Origin of the sequence: Halomonas sp. B23F22_3, assembly GCF_043496965.1 — a bacterium.
GTDB lineage: Bacteria > Pseudomonadota > Gammaproteobacteria > Pseudomonadales > Halomonadaceae > Halomonas.
Window position 1 is genome coordinate 1 of record NZ_JBIEKG010000009.1, and the last position, 16,173, is coordinate 16,173.

14 protein-coding genes are annotated in these 16,173 nt (G+C 66.5%); 8 read left to right on the plus strand and 6 right to left on the minus strand.

Going from position 1 to position 16,173, the window contains the following annotated elements:
* Nucleotides 1-214 precede the first annotated feature (214 nt).
* Together pta and ACGTNG_RS18000 are read left to right on the plus strand one after the other, a co-directional pair.
* Nucleotides 215-1,249: a phosphate acetyltransferase gene (gene pta, locus ACGTNG_RS17995; protein ID WP_394797868.1), complete on the plus strand. Its 1,035-nt coding sequence runs from the start codon at nt 215-217 to the stop codon at nt 1,247-1,249.
* Nucleotides 1,250-1,313: 64 nt separating this feature from the next.
* Complete coding sequence (locus ACGTNG_RS18000) at nt 1,314-2,063, plus strand: TSUP family transporter (RefSeq protein WP_394797869.1); 750 nt, start codon at nt 1,314-1,316, stop codon at nt 2,061-2,063.
* Between the two features lie 3 nt (nt 2,064-2,066).
* Here the strand turns inward: ACGTNG_RS18000 and ACGTNG_RS18005 are convergent, their stop codons facing one another.
* Nucleotides 2,067-3,017, minus strand: a complete 951-nt coding sequence (locus ACGTNG_RS18005) for a LysR family transcriptional regulator (protein WP_394797870.1) — start codon at nt 3,015-3,017, stop codon at nt 2,067-2,069.
* 109 nt (nt 3,018-3,126) lie between these two features.
* Between ACGTNG_RS18005 and ACGTNG_RS18010 the strand changes: the two genes are divergently transcribed.
* The 5 genes from ACGTNG_RS18010 to ACGTNG_RS18030 all read left to right on the plus strand — a co-directional run bounded on the left by ACGTNG_RS18010 (nt 3,127) and on the right by ACGTNG_RS18030 (nt 11,479).
* Complete coding sequence (locus ACGTNG_RS18010; protein WP_394797871.1) at nt 3,127-4,539, plus strand: sodium:solute symporter family protein; 1,413 nt, start codon at nt 3,127-3,129, stop codon at nt 4,537-4,539.
* 165 nt (nt 4,540-4,704) lie between these two features.
* Nucleotides 4,705-5,961 carry an NAD(P)/FAD-dependent oxidoreductase gene (locus ACGTNG_RS18015; protein ID WP_394797872.1) on the plus strand — a complete coding sequence of 419 codons (1,257 nt, stop codon included), beginning with the start codon at nt 4,705-4,707 and terminating at the stop codon, nt 5,959-5,961.
* Between the two features lie 677 nt (nt 5,962-6,638).
* Nucleotides 6,639-7,619 (plus strand): HlyD family secretion protein, encoded by a 981-nt coding sequence (locus ACGTNG_RS18020; protein WP_394797873.1) that lies wholly within the window; start codon nt 6,639-6,641, stop codon nt 7,617-7,619.
* Complete coding sequence (rbbA, locus tag ACGTNG_RS18025) at nt 7,619-10,351, plus strand: ribosome-associated ATPase/putative transporter RbbA (protein ID WP_394797874.1); 2,733 nt, start codon at nt 7,619-7,621, stop codon at nt 10,349-10,351. The genes ACGTNG_RS18020 and rbbA overlap by 1 nt, the downstream gene beginning before the upstream one ends.
* A 3-nt stretch (nt 10,352-10,354) precedes the next feature.
* Nucleotides 10,355-11,479: an ABC transporter permease gene (locus ACGTNG_RS18030; RefSeq protein WP_394797875.1), complete on the plus strand. Its 1,125-nt coding sequence runs from the start codon at nt 10,355-10,357 to the stop codon at nt 11,477-11,479.
* 67 nt (nt 11,480-11,546) lie between these two features.
* Here ACGTNG_RS18030 and ACGTNG_RS18035 read toward each other — a convergent pair whose 3' ends face one another.
* From ACGTNG_RS18035 to ACGTNG_RS18055, 5 genes are read right to left on the minus strand one after another with little or no spacing between them, the layout of a single operon-like run.
* Complete coding sequence (locus ACGTNG_RS18035) at nt 11,547-11,915, minus strand: Lin0512 family protein (protein ID WP_394797876.1); 369 nt, start codon at nt 11,913-11,915, stop codon at nt 11,547-11,549.
* Nucleotides 11,908-12,261 carry a Lin0512 family protein gene (locus tag ACGTNG_RS18040; protein WP_394797877.1) on the minus strand — a complete coding sequence of 118 codons (354 nt, stop codon included), beginning with the start codon at nt 12,259-12,261 and terminating at the stop codon, nt 11,908-11,910. Before ACGTNG_RS18040 ends, ACGTNG_RS18035 begins: the two co-directional genes overlap by 8 nt.
* Before the next feature lie 15 nt (nt 12,262-12,276).
* Nucleotides 12,277-12,645: a cupin domain-containing protein gene (locus ACGTNG_RS18045; protein ID WP_394797878.1), complete on the minus strand. Its 369-nt coding sequence runs from the start codon at nt 12,643-12,645 to the stop codon at nt 12,277-12,279.
* A gap of 41 nt (nt 12,646-12,686) precedes the next feature.
* Nucleotides 12,687-14,414: a cobaltochelatase CobT-related protein gene (locus ACGTNG_RS18050; RefSeq protein WP_394797879.1), complete on the minus strand. Its 1,728-nt coding sequence runs from the start codon at nt 14,412-14,414 to the stop codon at nt 12,687-12,689.
* Complete coding sequence (locus ACGTNG_RS18055; protein WP_394797880.1) at nt 14,411-15,391, minus strand: AAA family ATPase; 981 nt, start codon at nt 15,389-15,391, stop codon at nt 14,411-14,413. The genes ACGTNG_RS18050 and ACGTNG_RS18055 overlap by 4 nt, the downstream gene beginning before the upstream one ends.
* Nucleotides 15,392-15,638: 247 nt before the next feature.
* On the opposite strand from ACGTNG_RS18055, the gene ACGTNG_RS18060 reads away from it, so the two are divergent.
* On the plus strand, nt 15,639-16,173 hold a 535-nt coding region (locus ACGTNG_RS18060), incomplete at its 3' end, for a thiamine pyrophosphate-binding protein (RefSeq protein WP_394797881.1).

Below are 16,173 nucleotides of genomic sequence, written 5' to 3' on the forward strand. Positions count from 1 at the left end.
ATGAACGAAGGCAAGACCTGCATCCTCGAGATCATGTGCACCCGGGAGCTGGGCGACCCCTTCCGCCGTGACGCCCTGAAGAAGCCGGTGCGCCTGCTCGAGAAGTACCAGGACTACGTCTGATCGAAGGTGCTGCAAGGGTTCCCCCGGTACTGCCGGGGGCTTTTTCGTCTGACGACTGCCGCGCCGTGCGGCAGGCATAAGAGGCCAACGCATGAAAGCCTTGAATCAGATTCTCGAGCGCGCGCGCCGCGATCCCCGGCGCATCGTGCTCTGCGAGGGCGAGGACGAGCGCATCCTCCACGCGGCCGCCAAGGCGGCGGAGCAGGGCATCGCCCGGGTCATCCTGGTGGGCAGCCACGCGAGCATTGCCGCCGCCGCCGATCGCCACGGGGTCGACCTGGCCGCGGTCGAGGTGATCGACCCGGCCGACTCGCCCCTGACCGACGACCTGGCGAAGGCGCTGCTGGCGCTGCGCGAGAAGAAGGGCATGACCCCGGAGCAGGCCGCGACGGCGATCCGCGAGCCGCTCTGCTTCGCCAACATGCTGGTCCGCGAGGGCCACGCCGACGGCACCGTGGCGGGGGCGGTGAACACCACCGCCGATGTGGTCAGAAGCGCCATCCAGCTGCTGGGGCTGGCCCCGGGCAGCACGCTGGTCTCGAGCTTCTTCCTGATGATGCTCTGCAAGCCCTTCCATAGCCTCAAGGGCGGCATGATCTTCTCCGACTGCGGCCTGGTCATCGATCCCGGCGCCGGGGAACTTGCCCAGATCGCCATGGCCGCCGCCGACAGCGCCCAGGCGCTGCTCGACGAGGAGCCGCGGGTGGCCATGCTGTCGTTCTCGACCAGCGGCAGCGCCCGGCACGGTAGCGTCGAGAAGGTCGTTCAGGCCGCCCGCGAGGTGAAGGCCGCCCGGCCGGCGCTCGCCATCGACGAGGACGTGCAGCTCGACGCCGCCATCGTGGCCGAGATCGCCGAGCGCAAGCTGCCCGACTCGAAGGTCAAGGGCAACGCCAACGTGCTGATCTTTCCGGACCTGGAGGCCGGCAACATCGGCTACAAGCTGGCCGAGCGGATCGGCGGCGCCGAGGCCATCGGCCCGTTGCTGCAGGGCCTGGCCAAGCCGGCCAACGACCTCTCCCGAGGCTGCAGCGTCGATGATGTCTATCATGTGATCGCGGTGACCACGGTGCAGGCCCAGGCGGCCGAGGCCGAGCGAGCCGCGGCGATCGACCAGGCGCAGTGAACGCCGCGACGTCGGTCATCGAGATCGACCTCGATGGCCGAACCGATGAGGGAGTGCCGATGAAATGAGCATCGAGAGTCTCCTGTCGTTTCTGGCCATCGCCGCCATCGCCGGCTACTTCCAGACGGTGACCGGCTTCGGGCTGAGCATGATCGTGATGGGCGCGACCAGCGGGCTAGAGGTCGCGCCCGTGGCCTCGGTCGCCGCGGTGGTCAGCCTGATGATGCTGGCCAACAGCGCGGTGGCGCTGCCGGGCAAGCTGAGGCATCTCGACATGGCGGTGATCGGGGCCACGGTGCTCGGCATCGTGCCGGCGACCGTGATCGGCGTGCTGCTGCTCGACGTGATGACCGGCAGCGCCGAGAGCGTGCTGCGCATCGCCCTGGGCCTGCTGGTGGGCTACGGCGGGCTCAGCCTGGTGCTGCGCCCCCGGCAACGCGAGACCCTCTCCTCGCGGGGCAGCTTCTTCATCAGCGGCGTGCTGTCGGGGCTCTGCGGTGGGCTGTTCGGCATCGCCGGGCCGCCGGTGATCTACCAGTGCTATCGCCAGCCGCTGCCGCCGGTGGCGATCCGCAACATGCTGATCCTGATGTTCGCCTGCACCTCGGGCATGCGTACCCTGTTCGTCGCCGCCACGGGCGGGCTGAATCTCGAGATCCTCACCCTTACCGCCTGGGCGATTCCCGCCGTGGCGCTGGTCACCTATGCCGGGCGGCGCTGGCCGCCCCGGCTCTCGCCGCTGGCCATGCGCCGCATCGCCTTCGTCACGCTGATGGTGATCGGCGGCGGGCTGATCGCCTCCGAGCTCGTCTGAGCGTTACTCTGATGGGTATTGGGACACTTGCAGGTGCTGACGCGAGCGCTGCTGCCAGGCCGCGAGCCCGGCTTCGAGGTAGGGCAAGAAGCGCTGACAGTGCCGTGACGGCGGGTGAAAGCGTGAGGTGATCAGGGCGATCTCCAGGTCGATGGCCGGTTCGAAAGGCACAACCGTGACACGGCAATCGCGTCGCTGGAGAAAACTGTCAGCCGACACCGGGTCGACCAGGGCATGCCCCAGGCCGGCATTGACCAGGCTGATGGCCGACGGAAACAGGTGGGTCTCGATCACCCCCCGAAACCGCGCGCCTGAAGCGCGGAAGGCTTGCCTCAGCTTCAGGGTACTCTGGTGATGTTCGTCCAGGGTGATCATTGGCTGGTCGTCCAGGTCATTCGCGGTCACCGCGCTACGCTGGGCCAAGGGGCTCTCGGGAGGCAAGGCGATGTGCATGCGTAGCCGATAGAGAGTGACCTCCAGTTCGTGCAGGTCGTCCTGGGTCTCGATCACACCCAGATCAAACTGGCCTTCCGCCACCCAGTCGCGGATCTTCGTCGAGCTGAAGGTCTGCAAAGAGAGCTGGCTGCTCGGGTGGTCGTGGAGGTAATCCGCCATGATCTGAGGCATGGCGGAGGGGGAGAGCCCCGGCATGCAACCGAGGGTCAACTTGCCGGCCTGGCCCTGACGGAGGCCCTCCGAGAGCTCGCCAAGGTGCTTGACCGACGCCAGTACCTTGTCCACTCCCTCGGCCAGATGCTGGGCCTCCGCGGTCAGTTCGGTACCGTAGTGGTTGCGCCGAAAGAGCAGGAAACCCACTTCCTCCTCGAGATTCGCGATGGCGGTACTGACCGCCGGTTGGCTGAGTTCCAGTCGGCGCGCCGCCTTGGAAAGGCTGCCGGTCCGAACGACCTCCTGGAAGATCTGCAGCTGCCGCAGGTTGTGGCGTATTTTCATGAGATAGGGTCTAAATTCTATTTATGAGTTAATAGGTTTGCTTCAGTTGTGTTTATAGCATGGACCGTCGAAGCTGACCGGACCTACAACAGAAATAAAGGTGTCCCCCATGAACTCGATCGACCTCCTGGGTCTTCTGGTGTACTTCGCGATATTGATCGTGATCGGCTATCGCAGTGCCAAGAAGGTCTCCGGCAGCTCGGACTTCGCCGTAGCCGGTAACAAGATCATCTGGCCGGTCCTCTTCGCCACCCTGGCGGCCTCCTTCCTCGGCGGCGGTGCCTCCATGGGTCGTGCCGGCAAGTCCTTCGATGAAGGCTACGCCTTCATGTTCGCGGCCTCGGCCTTTCCCATCGCCACCGTGCTGGCCGGGCTCTACATCGCGCCGCGCCTGAAGCGTTACACCAATGCCCAGACGGTGGGCGACATCATGGCGCATCACTTCGGCAGCAGCGCCCGGCTGTTCACCGGTATCTTCTCGCTGGTGTTCTGCATCGGCATCCTCGGTGCCCAGGCGCTGGCCGTAGGAACCGTCTTCCACGCCATTCTCGGCATCGAGGTCTCCACGGGCATCCTCATCGGCATGGCGGTGGTGCTGCTCTATTCCACCGTCGGCGGCATGTGGGCGGTGATCCAGACCGACGTGGTGCAGTTTTTGATGCTGGCGGTCTTCCTGCCGCTGACCATGCTGATCGGCATCCACGACCTGGGCGGTCCCGCCGCCCTGGTGGAGCGACTGCCCGAGGCGCACTTCAGCATCATGGGCGACTACTCCGTCGGCATGTTCGTGAGCCTCTTCATTGCCTTCCTGCTCGGTGAGACCCTAGTGCCGCCTTACACCCAGCGGGCACTGTCGGCGCCGGACTCGCGCCATGCCCGCATCGGCTATACGGTGGCCGGCGGCTTCGGCTTCCTGTTCTACTTCGTCAGCGCCACCATCGGCCTGATCGCCCTGGTGCTCTACCCGAATATCACCCCCGACCAGGCCATGCCGACGCTGATTCGCGATGCTCTGCCGATCGGCATCACCGGCTTGGTGCTGGCCTCCCTGCTGGCCGTGGTGATGTCCACGGCGGACTCCTACCTCAACTCGGCAGCGGTCATCTTCGTCGGTGATATCTACAAGCCCTTCATCGAGCCGGACGTCAGTGACAAGAAGCGGCTGTGGATCGAGCGAGTGGTCAACCTGCTGATCGGCCTCGGGGCGGTGATCTTCGCCCTCTACGCCACCTCCATCGTCGATGCGCTGCTGATGAGCTATGCCCTCTGGGCGCCGACCATCCTGCTGCCCTTCGTGTTCGCCGTCCTCTTCGACCTGCGCTGCTCGCGCTCGGCGATCTCCGCGATGCTGGCCGGGGCGCTGGTGACCATCGTCTGGAAGTGGGGGCCCTTCGATCTGCAGGCCGCCACCGGACTCACCGCCCTGATTGCCGGGGTGATCGCCAACATCGCGGTGTTCACCTTCGTCTATCGCCTCTTCCGCGCTGCGCCGGCTAACGGCGCAACCTCCCACGTGCAGTGAAGGAGATGACCATGACTGCCTTTGCCTTCGCCCTCTATGCCGTCAGCGCGATCAGCGTGATCACTGCCGTCGGTGTGGGTATCGCCTCCTGGCGTTTCTATCGCGACAACTGAGCCTCATCCATCGGGCCCCTGCGGGGGCCCGATCCGTTCAAGGATTGCACCCATGACCACCATCGCTGTGATCGGCGCGGGCATCGTCGGCCTTTCCGTCAGCCATGCCCTTCGCGCGCGAGGGCACTCCGTCAGGCTCGTGGATCCTGAGCCGCCGGGGGAGGGCACCTCCTTCGGCAACGCCGGATTGGTCGCCAATTACGCCACGGCGCCCATGGCAAGCCTGGAGACCCTCCGGCAGCTGCCGGCCATGCTGGCCCGCCGTGACCGGTCCATCGCCATTGACCCGGGCTACACGCCGGCCTTGGCCAACTTCGGCTGGCGGTTCCTGCGTGCCGCCAGGCCGGCGAGCTTCGCGCGTCACAAGGCCGACCTGGTGCGCCTGATCGACCAGGCGATTGCTGGTCAGCATGCGTTGCTCGATGAGCTCGATGAGCTCGGTGGCGAGGCGCTCTATCGCGCCAATGGCTGTCTGCAGGTCGTTCGTGACGGCTCATGTTCGGCGTCGGCACTGGAGGCCAAGGCTGCGACCAAGCGTGCCGACGGCGTCGCCTGTGAGGCGCTCGCTCCGGCAGACGTGCGGGGCCTGGAGCCCGAGGTGAGCACCGAGGGGCTCGGCGGCGCCCTGTACTTTCCCGAGACGCGCTCGCTGCGCGATCCGCTGAGCCTCAGTCGACGGCTGTACCGGGCGCTGGAGGGCGACGGCTTCACCCACGTGGCCGCACGCGTCGAGGCGCTCGCACCGCTAGCGACGGGGGGCTGGCGTCTGCAGGCCGGGGAGACTCGCCTGGATGTGGAGCGGGTGGTGCTGTGTGCGGGCATCGCCAACAACGGGCTGCTTCAGGCGCTGGGCATCCGCCTGCCGGTGGTCAGTGAGCGCGGCTACCATGTCATGCTTGAGACGCCGCTGGCTCTCAGCCGCCCGGTGGGTTGGCTGACGCATCACTTCTATGCCACGCCGATGCAAGAGGGGGTACGGCTGGCCGGTACCACGGAGTTTTGCCCCCCGGGCAAGGCGCCGAATGCGCGACGCTGGTCGCGGCTCGCCGACTGGGGCGCGACCCTGTTCGGTCGCCCGGTCGAGGTGGCGCATGAATGGGTGGGCGTGCGCCACTCGACGCCGGACGGCTTACCGGTGATCGGCCAGGTGCCGGGTCATCCGGGGCTGATCGTGGCCTATGGCCATGGGCATCTCGGGCTCACTCTGTCGGCCGAGACGGGGCGGCTGGTGGCTGGACTGGTAGCCGGAGAACAACTTCCCAACCATGCGCGAGCCCTGTCGCCGCAGCGGTTTCTGGGGCATCGATGATCGATGACTTGGCCGGCCGCAGGGCTGATCGGCGCTACCGCTTCGACGTCGCCCCGCTCGGGCTGCTACACGCCGATAGTGACCCGAAGGCGCATCACTTGATGTTCGTTGCCCAGCGGCTTGAATGGCACGATGGATGAATATAACCCGACGAGAGCATCATGCTGAGGTCATGTGACGCAGGTCATCATGGTCAGTGGGTTCATCTGTTAAGCTAAATTAGTCAGCCACGGGGAGCCCGGTGACCATGCCATGGGGTTCGATGGGATGATCATCGCCAAGGAAAGGACCCTCGTTGAGAAGCCGAGGGCGTCATGAGAGCAGGCCAGTCTCCCCGCTTCTGATCACGAGGTGATCGCTGCCGTATGCGGCGGTATTGTCGAGATGCACTTTGCTTCCTCGCTGCCCTCGATCTATAGGCTACCCAGTGCATGTTGACGCCTCGGTCGTTCGGCGTTGGCCATACCCGAATAGTTCCGCGGTGACGAGCCTCGCGGCGTGCTGCTCGTGATCGACGATATCGTTTGCTTCATTCGGGACGGCGCGGAGGCTTTTGGCCTGATGGGGCATCGGCCGCGACGCGTCTCATAAGGGTCCTGACAACCATCGACATGAAGTGTTGGCCTTCACGCTTCTCGGTGCCCCCGGGACAGACGACGCCGGCCGAGGAGTGAGTCATGAAGAAGCTGAGAAGTATCCTCATTGTTCTGGTGGTGGCTGCTGTGGCTGCGGGGGCGGGTTATTTCTGGTGGCAGCAGCACCAGAGTGATCTGCCGGAGGGGTTTGCCCGGGTCAACGGCCGGCTCGAGGCGACACGCATCGATGTGGCGCTCAAATTCGGCGGGCGAGTCGCCGAGATATGGGTGAGTGAAGGGCAGCGGGTCGAGGCCGGGGCGGTGATTGCGCGTATCGATGCCACCGACCTGGAGGCACAAGTGCGTGCCGCCGAGGCGGCGACCCGCCAGGCCGAGCAGGAGCTGGCCCAGGCCGAGGCGCTGGTGATCCAGCGTGCGGGTGAGCTGGACCTGGCCCGCGCCGAGTTGAATCGCACCCAGTCCCTGGCCGCACGCGGCTACGTCTCGGCGGAGGTGTTGGATCAGCGCCGCTCACAGCGCATCACCGCCAATGCGGCCCTCAACACCGCGCGGGCCCAGGTAAGCGCCGCGCAAGCGGCGATCGAAGCCTCCGAAGCGGATGTCGTGGCCCTCAAGGCCAATCTTGCCGACTACACCCTGCACGCACCTCGAGCCGGCCGGGTGCAGTACCGCCTGGCGGAGCCGGGGGAGGTCCTGGCGGCGGGGGGCAAGGTCGTGTCGCTGCTCGATCTGACCGATGTCTACATGGACGTCTATCTTCCCACCGACGACGCCGGGCGCCTGCGCTATGGCAGCGAGGCACGGCTGGTGCTGGATGCGGCCTCGCAGTACGTGATCCCCGCCACGGTCGATTTCGTCGCCTCCGAGGCGCAGTTCACGCCGAAGTATGTCGAGACCGAGAGCGAGCGCGAGAAGCTGATGTTCCGGGTCAAGCTGCAGATTCCCGCCGAAATCCTGCACCGCTATCAGGAGGTGGTGAAGACCGGGGTGCCGGGGGTGGCCACGGTGCGCGTCGACCCCGAGGCGCCGTGGCCAGAGACGCTTGCCGTGAGACTGCCCTGATGAGGCCGCTGATCGATCCGGTGGCGAGCCTCGAGGGCGTGACGCACCGCTACGGCAAGACCGTCGCCCTCGAGGAGGTGTCGGTGCAGATTCCCGCCGGCAAGATGGTGGGCGTGATCGGGCCGGACGGGGTAGGCAAATCCACTCTGCTAGGCCTGATCGCCGGCGTACGGCGTCTGCAGTCCGGCACCGTGGAGGTGCTCGATGGGTCGATAGGGGATCGGCGGCACCGCGATGCGATCTGCGCGCGGATCGCGTACATGCCCCAGGGGCTGGGCCACAACCTCTATCCGACGCTGTCGGTATTCGAGAATGTCGATTTCTTCGGTCGACTCTACGGCCACTCGGCCGTCGAGCGTTCCACTCGCATCGCCGAACTACTGAAGAGCACCGGGCTCGAGGCGTTCACCGAGCGACCCGCGGGCAAGCTCTCCGGCGGGATGAAGCAGAAGCTGGCCCTGTGCTGCGCGCTGATCCATGACCCGGACCTGCTCATCCTCGACGAGCCGACCACCGGCGTCGATCCGCTGTCGCGCCAGCAGTTCTGGGAACTGATCGAGCGCATCCGCGCACGCCGCCCCGAGATGAGCGTGATCACCGCCACCGCCTACATGTCGGAGGCCGAGCGCTTCGAACGGCTGATCGCCATGAACGCTGGTCGCCTTCTGGCCGTCGGGACGCCGGATGCGCTGAAGGCCGAGACCGATACCGAGACGCTGGAAGCGGCATTCATCGCGTTACTGCCCGAAGACGATCGACAGGGCCATCGGGCCGTCACCCTGCCGCCGCGCTCCCCTCGGGCTGGGCCACCCGCCATCGAGGCGGAGGGCTTGACCATGCGCTTCGGTGACTTCACCGCCGTCGATCATGTCAGCTTTCGCATCGAGCCCGGGGAGATCTTCGGCTTCCTCGGCTCGAACGGCTGCGGCAAGACCACCACCATGAAGATGCTCACCGGCCTGCTGACCGCCAGCGAGGGCGAGGCGCGCTTGATGGGCAAGCCCATCGGTAGCGATGCCATGGCGACCCGGCGCCGCGTGGGTTACATGTCGCAATCCTTCTCGCTCTATGCCGAGTTGTCGGTGCGGCGCAACCTGGTACTGCATGCCGACCTGTTTCACCTGCCGAAAGCGCGTCGCGCCGCCCGTGTCGAGGAGCTGATCGAACGCTTCGACTTGCGCGACGTGGCCGAGGCGACGCCCGAAAGCCTGCCATTGGGCGTGCGTCAGCGCCTGCAACTCGCCGTGGCGGTGCTACACGCCCCCGAGTTGCTGATCCTCGACGAGCCGACGTCCGGCGTCGATCCGGTCGCTCGCGATGTCTTCTGGGCACTGCTGATCGAGCTGTCCCGCCAGGATGGGGTGACGATCTTCATCTCCACCCATTTCATGAATGAGGCCGAGCGCTGTGATCGCATCTCGCTGATGCACGCCGGCCGGGTGCTCGCTCAGGGAGAGCCCGATACCTTGCGCCGGCAGCGGGGGGCGGCGACCCTCGAGGCGGCGTTCATCGCCTATCTGCAGGAGGCCGGGGCAGACGACAGTGCCCCCACGCAATCGCTCGAGCTACCGACCAAGGGCGCCGCACGCCCTCCTGCCAGGCGTTGGCTATCGCCCGCCCGCGTCTGGGCTTTCGCCCGACGTGAAGCGATGGAAATCCTGCGCGATCCGATCCGTCTGGTCTTCGCCTTGTTGGGGCCGATCGTCCTGATGCTGGCGATGGGCTATGGCATCACCTTCGATGTCGAGAACCTCTCCTACGCGTCTCTCGATCAGGACCAGTCGCGTGAAAGCCGAATGTTTCTCGGTGCGATGTCGAGTTCGCGCTACTTCGACGAGCAGCCCCCGATCGCCGATTTCGCCGAACTGGATCGCCGCATCAAGGCAGGGGAGATCTCGCTCGCAGTCGTCATCCCCCCCGAGTATGGCCGCGACTTGTTGGCGGGGCGAACCCCACAGATTGGCGCGTGGCTTGACGGCTCGAATACGACGCGGGCAGAGACGGGACGCGGCTATGTCCAAGGCCTGCTCTATGCGCACTTGGACGATCTGTCGATGAGGGAGACCGGGGAGCGTTCCCGCTACTACCCGGCCACCGTGGTCCCCCGCTTTCGCTACAACCAGGCCTTTCGCTCGCAATACGCCATCCCGCCCGGCGTGCTGATGATGCTGCTGATCATGATACCGGCGATGCTCACGGCGCTCAGCGTGGTGCGCGAGAAGGAGATGGGCTCGATCCTCAACCTCTACGCCGCCCCGGTCCACAAGATCGAGTTTTTGCTCGGCAAGCAGCTGCCCTATATCGGGGTGGCGATGGTCAGCTTCGCCAGCCTCGTGGTGCTGATGGTGATGGTGTTTGGACTCGGCATGCCGGGTAGCGTGCTGGCCTTGGTGGTAGGGGCGCTGTGCTTCACCACGGCCGCCACCGCCTTCGGCCTGGTCGTTTCGACCTTCGTGCGCTCGCAGATCGCGGCGATCTTTGCCACGGCCATCATCGTCACGATTCCGACGGTTAATTTCTCGGGGATGATGTACCCGGTCTCCACCCTGGAGGGCGGCGCGGCGTTCCTCGGCCAGGCCTTTCCATCGCTCTATTTCCAGCAGATCAGCGCGGGCGTCTTCAACAAGGGGCTCGACCTGGGGGCACTGTATGTCAATCACCTGGTGCTCGTCGGGTTCTGTCTGCTCTTCTGGATGGTCGCCACTGTACTGCTGCGCAAGCAGGAGGCCTGAGCCATGCGCTGGATCACCAACATCTACCGGCTGGGCGTCAAGGAGATCTTCAGCCTGCTGCGTGACCCGGTGCTGATGGGGCTGATCCTCTATACCTTCACCTTTGCCATCTATACCGTCGCCAACGGGGTACGCACCGAGCTAAACAATGCGTCTATCGCCGTCGTCGACGAGGACCGGTCGGCCTTGTCGACCCAACTCATCGGCGCCTTCCTGCCGCCCTATTTCAAGACGCCAGAGGTCATCGATCTGCGAGCGGTCGATCCGGGGATGGATGCCGGGCGCTACACCTTCGTGCTGGATATCCCGCCCGATTTTGAGGCGGATGTGCTGGCCGGGCGTTACCCCGTCATACAGCTCAACGTCGATGCGACCGCGATGACCATTGCCGGAAACGGGGCCACCTATATTTCCAGCATCATCAACGCCGAGCTGTTGAAGTTCGTCAGTCGCTCCAGCGGTGTGGCGGAGCTACCGGTCGACCTGCGCGTGCGCGCGAAATACAACCCCAACCTCGACTCGACCTGGTTCATGGCCGTGATGCAGCTCATCAATAATCTGACCATTTTGGCGATCGTGCTGAGTGGGGCGGCGGTGATCCGCGAGCGCGAGCATGGCACCCTCGAGCATCTGTTGGTGATGCCGGTAACCGCCAGCGAGATCATGCTCGCCAAGATCTGGGCCAACGGGTTGGTGATCGTCATCGCCGCGCTGCTCTCGATACAGTTCATCGTGCAGGGGCTGCTGGGTATCCCCATCACCGGTTCGATCACGCTCTTCGCCTTCGGCGCGGCCGTCTATCTGTTCGCCGTCACCGCCATGGGCATCACCCTCTCGACCGTGGCGACGACGATGCCGCAGTTCGGCTTGCTGTCGATTCCTGTGTTCGTGGTGATGAATCTGTTGTCGGGGGGCATTACACCGCTGGAGAGCATGCCACAGGCCTTGCAGAACGCGGTGCAGGTCCTGCCCTCGACCCATTTCATCGAGTTTGCCCAGGCGGTGCTCTACCGTGGCGCGGGGATTGGCATCGTCTGGCCGCAATTGCTGGCGACGGCGGCGATCGGCATGGTCTTTCTGGCCCTTGCGCTGGCACGATTCAGAGCCGCGCTGGCGTCGGTGAGGTAGGTGCCTGGGGCTGCCAGCAAACGAGAAACGCCCCTCACCGGGGCGTTTCGGGGAGGGAGAACGCGCCTCAGCCGTCGCTCAGTTTCCAGCTTCCTTCCTCGAGGGGCAGCAGGGCGGCGATGGCCGCGGTGGCCACCACGTGGGTGGTCTCCTGAACGGGGTCGTGGACGTTGAGCCCGCCGTGCACCACGCTCACCTCGGCCCGGCCGCGGGGCAGCTCGGCGGCCACCACCGCGGCGTCGACCTTGTCGGGCTCCTGCACGCCGATGGTCACCTGGACGCGCATCTCGCGGTGGTCGATGCCCAGCGACTTGAACAGCACGATGGAGGAGTGGTGCAGGGCGTCGTGCACGGCGCGACAGGCCGCCTTGGTGTAGTCCTCGCCGTAGAGGTCGTTGCCGCTACCCATTTCCAGGATGATGCGTCGCTCAGTCATGCGCGGGCTCCATGTCGAAGGAGACGACGATGGCGGCATTGGCGATCACGCTAGTGCCGCTGCCGTCGGGTTTTTCCACGTCCAGCCCGCCCTTGACCAGGCGCACCGAAGGCTGGCCGTAGGGGAAGATGCCGAGCAGGGCCGCCGGGTCGACGGCGGCGGGGTCCTGCACCCCGATCTCGACGTCGATCAGCATGGCCTCCTTGGGGAAGCCGAAGGCGTCGGCGACGTTCAGCGAGTTGTGCCACAGGGCATCGCGGATCGCCCGGGCAGCGGCCTCGGTGTAGTCGCGGCTGCGGATCGAGGTGCCCATGCCGAACTGGGTCACCATGCGGGTCTTGGCCATGCGCTCTCTCCGTCGTCAGTCGTGGCCGTGGTGGCGGATCACGAAGTGCTTGGTGGTCGTCTCGATCACCTCCCAGTCGCCGCGGAAGCCGTCGGGGATCAGGAAGGCGTCGCCGGTGCGATAGGTCTGGGCGCTGCCGTCCTCGGCGATCAGCCGCACGTGGCCCTCGAGGATATAGCAGAACTCGTCGCGATCGGTGAAGGCGTGCCACCTGCCGGGGGTGCTGGTCCAGGTGCCGGCGATCATCCGGCCATCGGGGCTTGAGAAGTTCAGCGTCGACTCATGGTGCGGGTCGCCCTCGACCACGCGGTCCGGCAGGTCGGCCAGGCGCCGGCCGGTGCGCGTGTCGGGATCATGGCCGATGTCGATGACCTTGATGGGCATGGGGCTCTCCTTTCTGACGGGTTGGCCAACAGGGGCGGCGATCAGCGGCGGTGGCGGCCGCCGATCAGCTCGACGATCTCGTCGAACAGGTGGGTGTCCAGCGCCTGGGCCATGTCGGTGGCCAGGCAGCGACGGTAGAAGGGGCTCAGGTCCAGGCCCACGCCGAGGCCCAGCACCTCCACCTGGCCCTCGCGGCCGCGCCGGGCGACGACCTCCTTGAGGTGGTTGTCGAGGTAGTAGGGGTCGTTGGCCAGGTTGGTGGCGCTGTCGGCCGGGCAGCCGTCGGAGATCACGATCAGGATGCGGCGGTTCTCGGGACGAGCGAGCAGGCGCTCGCAGGCCCAGTCCACCGCCTCACCGTCGATCCCCTCCCGGAAGAGATCGGGCTTGAGCAGGGCGGCGATGTCGGTGCGCGCGCGCCGCCAGCTGCGATCGGCGTCCTTGAACACCAGGTGGCAGACCTCGTTGAGGCGCCCCGGGCCGCGGGGACGCCCGCCGCTCATCCACGCCTTGTAGGCGCGGCCGCCGTTCCAGGCGCCGGTGGTGAAGCCGAGCAGCTCGGTGCTCGCCCCGATCATCTCCAGGGCGCGGATCAGGCTCTCGGCCATCATCGTCACCGGCATGATGTGGTGCTTCATCGAGCCGGAGCAGTCGATCAGCAGGCTGACGGCGCAGTCGGTGCCGAGCTTCACCTGGTCGCGATAGAACAGGCGGCGCTCGGTGGGGGAACTCACCAGCTGGGCGAGGCGCCGCCCGTCGATGCGCCCCTCCTCCTCGCCGAAGGCGCGGCCGTCGACGCGCGGCTCCCAGAGCACGCTGCCCAGCCGACGGGCCAGGCGCGGCAGGTTGATGGCCTGCTCGGCGGTGGCCTGGTCGAGCTTCTCGCGGTTCTCGCGCAGCAGGGCGCGACGCACCAGGCTGCCGGCGGCGACCTCGCGGTCGAAGCGGGTGGTGAAGACCCGATAGGCCAGGGCGGCGTCCTCGAAGGTCTTGCTGTGCCCGGTGGTGGCGGCCGCCACGCCGTCCTCGTCGCCTTCGCCGTCCTCGAGGTCGAGCAGCAGGGCGAAGGCGTCGCTGGCCGCGTCCGCCGGATCCTCCTCGTCGTCTCCGGCCTGGGCCCGTTCGGCGCGTACACGGGTGGCGACGATCCGGGCGATGGCCAGGGCGTGCTCGGCGTAGGCCGCCTGATCGTGGCGCTGGCGGCGCAGGCCGTAGAGTGCCGTGCCGAGCTCGCGCACCAGGGAGGCGCGGGTGCCCTCGATGGTGTCCTCGGTCTCCTCGAGCACCGGTTTTGCCTGCAGGCGCGACCAGCACATCTGCGCCACGGTGTAGAGCAGCAGGCCGATGCTGCCCTCGGTGAGCCCGGAGCGGGTGAAGGCCCGCGACCAGTTCTCGAAGCGGTGGCGCAGGTTGTCGGTCATCCCCGGCATGTCGTCGGGGACGCGTGTCTCCACGCGTAGCTGCTCGAGCAGCTCGAAGACCAGCCGCTCGACCGGGTCCTCGGGGCGGCGCGCGCGGTGCAGGGCCGGGTCGGAGTGCAGCAGGCGCAGGGCCATGCCGTCGGCGGCGGCCCGGCAGTCGGCGAAGTCGTCCTGGGCGGGGTCGATGCGCAGGTGCGGCGCCAGGGTCGGCAGGCGCGACTCGCCCCGATAGAGGCGCCGGCCGCGGTAGTGCAGGTCGGCATGGCCGGTCAGGGCGCGCAGGCTGGCCGCGCACAGCTCTTCGATCCGCTGTTGGCGGCGCGCCTGCTGCTGGGCGCTTTGGGTCATGAGGCGGTCGCCTCCCGCATCCACGACTCGTCGAGCTCCTCGCCGAAGCAGCGCTGGTAGTACTCGGCGACCAGCGGCCGCTCGGCCTCGTCGCACTTGTTGAGGAAGGAGAGTCGGAAGGCCAGCGCCGGGTTGCGGAAGATCTCGCAGTTCTCGGCCCAGGTGATCACCGTGCGCGGGGACATCAGCGTGGAGAGGTCGCCGGCGGCGAAGCCCTGACGCGTCAGGTTGGCCACCGCCACCATCGAGGCGATCAGCGCGCGGCCCTTCTCGGTGTTCTTGGTAGGCACCCGGCCGAGCACGATGGCTGCCTCCTCCTCGCGGGGCAGGTAGTCGAGCTTGGCGACGATGTTCCAGCGATCCATCTGGGCGTGGTTGAGCACCTGGGTGCCCTGGTAGAGCCCGGAGAGGTTACCGAGACCCACGGTGTTGGCGGTGGCGAACAGCCGGAAGTGGGGGTGGGGATGGATGACCCGGTTCTGGTCGAGCAGGGTGAAGTGGCCGTCGCGCTCCAGGATGCGCTGGATCACGAACATCACGTCCGGCCGCCCGGCGTCGTACTCGTCGAAGATCAGCGCCACCGGCCGCTGCAGTGACCAGGGCACGATGCCCTCCTGGAATTCGGTGACCTGCACCCCGTCGCGGATCACGATGGCGTCCTTGCCCACCAGGTCGAGGCGGCTGATATGGCCATCGAGGTTGACCCGCATGCAGGGCCAGTTGAGACGCGCCGCCACCTGCTCGATATGGGTCGACTTGCCGGTGCCGTGCAGCCCCTGGACCATCACCCGGCGATTGCGGGTGAAGCCGGCCAGGATGGCCAGGGTCACGTCGGGGTTGAAGCGATAGGCCTCGTCGATCTCGGGCACGTACTCGTCGCGCCAGCTGAAGGCAGGCACCTCGAGGTCGCTGTCGATGCCGAAGCGCTCACGCACCGACACCTGGCTGTCGGGCTGGGCATTCATGGGGTCTGTCATCACCGTCTCCTCGGCCCGGGGGGCCGTTGACCTTGGCGTCCCTGATCGAACCCGCTGGCAGGGGACGTCGCTGCCGGAGCGTTCGGCGAGCATAGATCAGTTTCGCAAAAAGAATCAAATCGTATCGTTTTATGGAATTTGTCCTTGACGAGGAAGAGGGGACTGCCTAGAGTCTGTCCGTATTCCGAAAGCCGGAATAAATCATCTCATATAACACAACCCGGATGACGGGCTCGGAGGACACCCCATGAGCACCCAAGACACCACAGACACCCGCCAGGTCGTGAAAGGCAAGCAGACGATGACGCCCTCGGAGGCCTTCGTGGAGACCCTGGTCGCCAACGGGGTGACCGACATGTTCGGCATCATGGGCTCGGCCTTCATGGACGCCATGGACATCTTCGCCCCGGCCGGCATCCGCCTGATCCCGGTGGTCCACGAGCAGGGCGCGGCGCACATGGCCGACGGCTATGCCCGCGTCTCCGGCCGCCACGGCACGGTGATCGGTCAGAACGGCCCCGGCATCTCCAACTGCGTGACCGGCATCGCCGCGGCCTACTGGGCGCACAGCCCGGTGGTCATCGTCACCCCCGAGGCGGGCACCACCGGCATCGGCCTGGGCGGCTTCCAGGAGTGCAAGCAGCTGCCGATGTTCCAGGAGTTCACCAAGTACCAGGGCCACGTGACCCACCCGTCGCGCATGGCCGAGTACACCGGGCGCTGCTTCGACCGGGCGATGTCCGAGATGGGCCCGACCCAGCTCAACATCCCGCGCGACTACT